The sequence below is a fragment of the Gilliamella sp. Fer1-1 genome, from assembly GCF_001690825.1.
GTDB classification, from domain to species: domain Bacteria; phylum Pseudomonadota; class Gammaproteobacteria; order Enterobacterales; family Orbaceae; genus Gilliamella; species Gilliamella apicola_C.
In genome coordinates this window covers 1-4,912 of the sequence record NZ_LZGX01000006.1, presented here as the reverse complement: position 1 = coordinate 4,912, position 4,912 = coordinate 1, and the positions used below count along the sequence as shown (strand labels likewise).

Here is a 4,912-nt window from a genome sequence, read left to right as displayed (position 1 = left end):
AATTTGTAGTTCGTTCTATCTGATTAAGGCTTACTTTAAAAATATCAAAAAAACGCCAAGTATTAGAAAAAGCCACCCAAGAAAAGTATTGAACTATGATAGTCAAGTTGGCTAATGCCAAAGTTATTTTTTTATACATTACCCATTGTGCTCTTTGGTCAATTTACAGATAAAGTTACGGGATATGCTTGGAAAAACTTATTGATTCGGTTAATTTATCTCGTGGAAATTTATGATTTTCTATCAAGTTTGAGCATTCAACAGATAAGATCTTGCCCTTTTGGGAAGAAATTTCCCTAGATTTAATTATTTTAGGCTTGTGTTGGTGGATTAATATCCCAACTTATCTTTTAGGATCTAATGCCTCTAGCGTGGCGTGAGTGCTAAAACTTCGGGTTTGATGATAAGGTAGGTTTTAGCATTATATATCGTTTTGCCCAAATCACTAAAGATTCCAGTTAAGTAAGATAGGGGATAATCTAAACATTCTTTGTATCCTTTGTCTTTCCAATTAAGTGATACTCAGAAATTAGAAAAATAGCAACAATATTTATGCTTGCTTTTATATACTATAATAAATTTTAAAAAAACACGTTTACAAAATACTAGCGATTTACTTATACTTTCTATCTATTTAATAATAGAAAAGCTCGAATTAAAGTAAATATAAGTTGTAGAAAAGGATTTAGAACGTGCTAAGGAATAGTTGTTTGGTTGCCAGCCATAAATTATTGGTAAAAATAAAAGAAACATTAACTAATTTAAGCGTTTTTCACCTACAAATACTTTTCGACTTTTATTCTAAAACGACAAGATTGTTATCTTTTTCATTAACACCAATATTTATTGGCATTAGCTTGTTATTAACGACTTATGTCAATAGAGCAATCGCCTTAAGTTCAGAAGTTATTCATGTTGCCGAAACTACCAATGTGATTAATGGTACTGCGCCTTATTTAAGTTTTGATGGCGGGAAAACTAAAATATTAGGCGTTGATGATATTTTTTGGATGAGCTATCAAGTTGGTAATCAAACTTTTCGATATACACTCGATAATAATACTTCGTCACAACAGAATCCTATTTTGTTACCTGAATCGATTAAAACGTTTGCCGATATTAATTCGATTATCCCCAAAAATTATCCAATACCCGAGTGGGCAGAAGATAATGGGCAACAAATAGAATTTAATAGCCGTTATGATAGACAATATTTTTTTGATGATGATGGCGATGAAATTCTGAGTGGTGCCGGTATGGTTTCGCTAAAAATATTTGATGAAGCAGATGATTATGGTAGTGATGATTTGGCCGAGTGGGGAGAGCGCAGCTATAAACGTAGTGACCTTATTGATCCTTGTCGTTATAGCTATAGAATGGTTTTACTATCTAGCATTTCTTCAGTTTTGAGTAAGTTTGGTGTGCCATCTAGAAGATCATTTGGAGCAACTGTCACGGAAGATGAGTGGAATGAGGATCCATGGGCATTTGAGGATCGATTGGTTTTACATATTAAGCCTGCTGTTTCCAACCCTTATGCATGTTGGGCATATCCACTTACTCAACCAACCCCACACAGTGAGCATATAGGTAATGAATGGGTAGCGTCCGATCTGTATAGGGAGTCAGGGGCCAAAAAAGGATATCAACTTCAAAATATTAATAGCCCTTCAGCTAATTTTCCAACCACGGCAGGCGATTCATTTCCGTTTAATTTAACAGTCGCAGGGTCTTTTCCTCATGAACTAAGCTACAGTAAGCAGCCTAAGGATTCAATTATTAATTTAACTATTAGAAAAGCAGAAGAATTTAGATATTATGGAAATTACCCTAATGAAGCGACAATTACGCTATTAGGACCAAAAGCAGGGCAGCCAAATACGTCGTTCTCTCCCACAACGTTTATTATTTATGCTGATCAAGCGCAAACTAAACCTATATATAGTTTTACAATTAACAAATGGTTTATTTTATTAGAGGATGGTAAACGAACATTTAAAGAAAGTAGAGAGTATTGTGAAAGCATTGGGTACCGCCTTCCTACTGTACCTGAATTAACCAATGTTAAAAATGTTGAGCTAAATTGGCATCAAGGATACCCTACTGGCAAAGAAGGGTTCTCTAAGGTACAACTTGGAGGGGGAATCATTCCAGAATGGGGCTCTGATGTTTTTAGGCTAGATCGTCATATTTATAGAAAATTTTGGTCGAATAATCGCCATAAGAATGATAACTACTACTTAGTTGATGCTTATGGATTGATATTTTCAGAACCAATAACAGAACAAATTGGCTATGCACTTTGTATTTCACCGTAATCTTTAAACGGCAGCCGCACAGCAACAACAACGAGTGATTTAACACAGATAGAGTAATACTTTGTAGATAGAAAGGTAATATTAAAATGATTTATTTTGGTTTAGGAGCGACGTTATGATATATGTAGTAACAGAAACAACTAATTAATGCGTAAGAGCAACTAACCATAAAATAATTTTTATTTATATCATAGTGCCAATATGTAATGATAATTCAAATCTAGGATTTAAAGATTTAGCTTGTGATGTATTGTTCAATATTGCATTGTTTAGGCATGGTTACCGCTGTAAAAAACGTTCAGAAAACCTATTGATTTTATTGAAGTTTTTTTGAGCGGAATTAACCGCCGTGTAGGCGGTTAATTATTGATGCTTCACAATAAAACAGCAGTGGATTTGCTTGTTACGTTTAAAATCAAGCGAAAGCGTTTTATTGGTAATTTCTTGATAGGTAAGTCCTAGATTTTGCATACCACTGCTATCCATCTTAAAACCACGTTTATTATTCGAAAAGAGGATAGTGCCATTAGGTTTTAGCAAGCGTTTTAGATCCGCCATTAATTTTAGGTGATCTCGTTGCACATCAAAGGTATTATTCATACGTTTGGAATTCGAAAATGTTGGCGGATCGATAAAAATTAAGTCGAATTGTTCATCGGATTGGGATAAATAAAGCAAACAGTCAGCCTGAATTAATCGGTGCTTTTTACCTGTTAAACCATTTTGTTTTAAATTACGATCTGCCCATTCTAAATAGGTGCGTGACATATCAACGGTAGTGGTTGATTTAGCACCACCAAGTCCTGCATAAACAGTTGCACTCCCTGTGTAAGCAAATAGATTTAAAAAGTCCTTGCTAGCACTCATTTCACCAATCATTTTGCGTGCTAAGCGATGATCTAAAAACAGTCCTGTATCTAAATAATCGGTAATATTGACCCAAAATTGGGTTTTTTGGCGATTAATGGCGTATTCATGGACTAAAAAATAATCCTGCTTTTGCCCTAATTTTTGGTATTGTTGTTTACCTTTTTGTTTTTCTCGGGTTTTTAATACTAGTTGATCGGCAGTCAGATTAAGCTCTGACATGGTGGCATTGATAATATCAAATAGCCGTTGCCGTGTTTTTTGTGGATCAATATTTTTAGGGGCGGCGTATTCTTGTATAACTATTTTATCTTTATAGCGATCAATAGCAACATTATATTCGGGTAAATCTGCATCATAAAGTCGATAACATTCAAGTTGTTCTTGAGCAGCCCATTTTTCCAGTTTTTGTTTATTTTTGCGTAACCGATTTGCAAAGTCGGCAGCCGGCACTGTTGGGTTCGTGATAGGTTGTTGAGCATCACGCTTAGCAATGGCATAATTTTTTTGTATACAGTCGAGAGGGCCATTTTTGGCTTTAAATTGTCTATCTGCTCGCATTTGTAAACAATCTAATAGTTGCGGTGCACCACTAAATAGTGATAATCGCCAACCACCAAAGTGTTGTTTAATTTGTTGACCGAGAGCAGTATGTAAAGCAATAAGTGCGGGCTCGCTTTCTAGCCGCTCGCCATAAGGTGGATTACTGATAATCATACCTGTTGTTTGCATTGGTAATGGATTAGTAAGTTGTGTTACATCTTGTAAAGCAAAGGTAATTAAATCGCCCACACCAGCTTGGGTAGCATTTTGTTTGGCCCGCTCAAGTACGGTAGGATTATTATCGTAACCAATAAAAGGAATATTGGGTTTACAGGCATTATGTTTTGCTGAAAATAATAACTCATTCCATAGCGTTGGATTAAATCCTTTCCATGCAAAAAATCCCCATTGTTTGCGTTGTAATCCTGGTGGGATTTTTGACGCCATCATAGCGGCTTCAATCAGTAGCGTGCCTGAGCCACACATGGGGTCAAGCAACGGTTCATCACTCAGCCAACCTGAACGCATAATAATGGCGGCAGCAAGGGTTTCTTTTAATGGTGCTTGGCCTGTTTGCTGACGATAACCACGTTCATGTAAGCTATTGCCACTTAAATCTAAAGATAAGGTGACTCGGTTTTTATTTAAATACGCATGAAGTCGAATATCTGGATCTTGTTTAGCAACATTGGGGCGTTCGTTAGTATGGCGTAAAAAGTGATCAACAATGGCATCTTTGATCTTAAGTGCGCCATATTGACTATTGCGAATAAATTCGTTAACACCAACAAAGTTGATCACAAAAGCGTTATCGACCGCAAAAATATCTGTCCATTTAATATTAAATACACAAGAATAGAGATCTAAATCACTATAAATATCAAATTCAGCTATTGGCAACAAAATGCGTGAGGCTAAACGAGACCATAATAATGATTGATATAATGTTTTTTCATCAGCATCAAAATAAACTCCACCTTGGGTAATTTTACAGTTAGGTGAGCCTATTTGTTCTAACTCTTTTTTTAATAACTCTTCAAGCCCGCGAGATGTGCTGGCAAATAGCGTTTTCATGTATAATCCACTTTACAATAAAATTGCAGGCATTATACCGACTAATTGCAATAGTGGGAAATAAAGGCAACGCTTATATTTATTTTTGTTAATCAAAATTTATTAGCTTT

At 35.4% G+C, this 4,912-nt stretch carries 2 protein-coding genes; one reads left to right on the top strand and one right to left on the bottom strand.

Going from position 1 to position 4,912, the window contains the following annotated elements; genetic code table 11:
• Positions 1-692 precede the first annotated feature (692 nt).
• Positions 693-2,318, top strand: coding sequence for a hypothetical protein (locus A9G28_RS00245; RefSeq protein WP_141674646.1), 1,626 nt, complete (start codon positions 693-695; stop codon positions 2,316-2,318).
• 363 nt (positions 2,319-2,681) lie between these two features.
• On the opposite strand, the gene rlmKL is transcribed toward A9G28_RS00245, so the two are convergent.
• On the bottom strand, positions 2,682-4,802 hold the full coding sequence (gene rlmKL, locus A9G28_RS00240) for a bifunctional 23S rRNA (guanine(2069)-N(7))-methyltransferase RlmK/23S rRNA (guanine(2445)-N(2))-methyltransferase RlmL (protein ID WP_065579409.1): 2,121 nt from the start codon (positions 4,800-4,802) through the stop codon (positions 2,682-2,684).
• Positions 4,803-4,912: the final 110 nt, after the last annotated feature.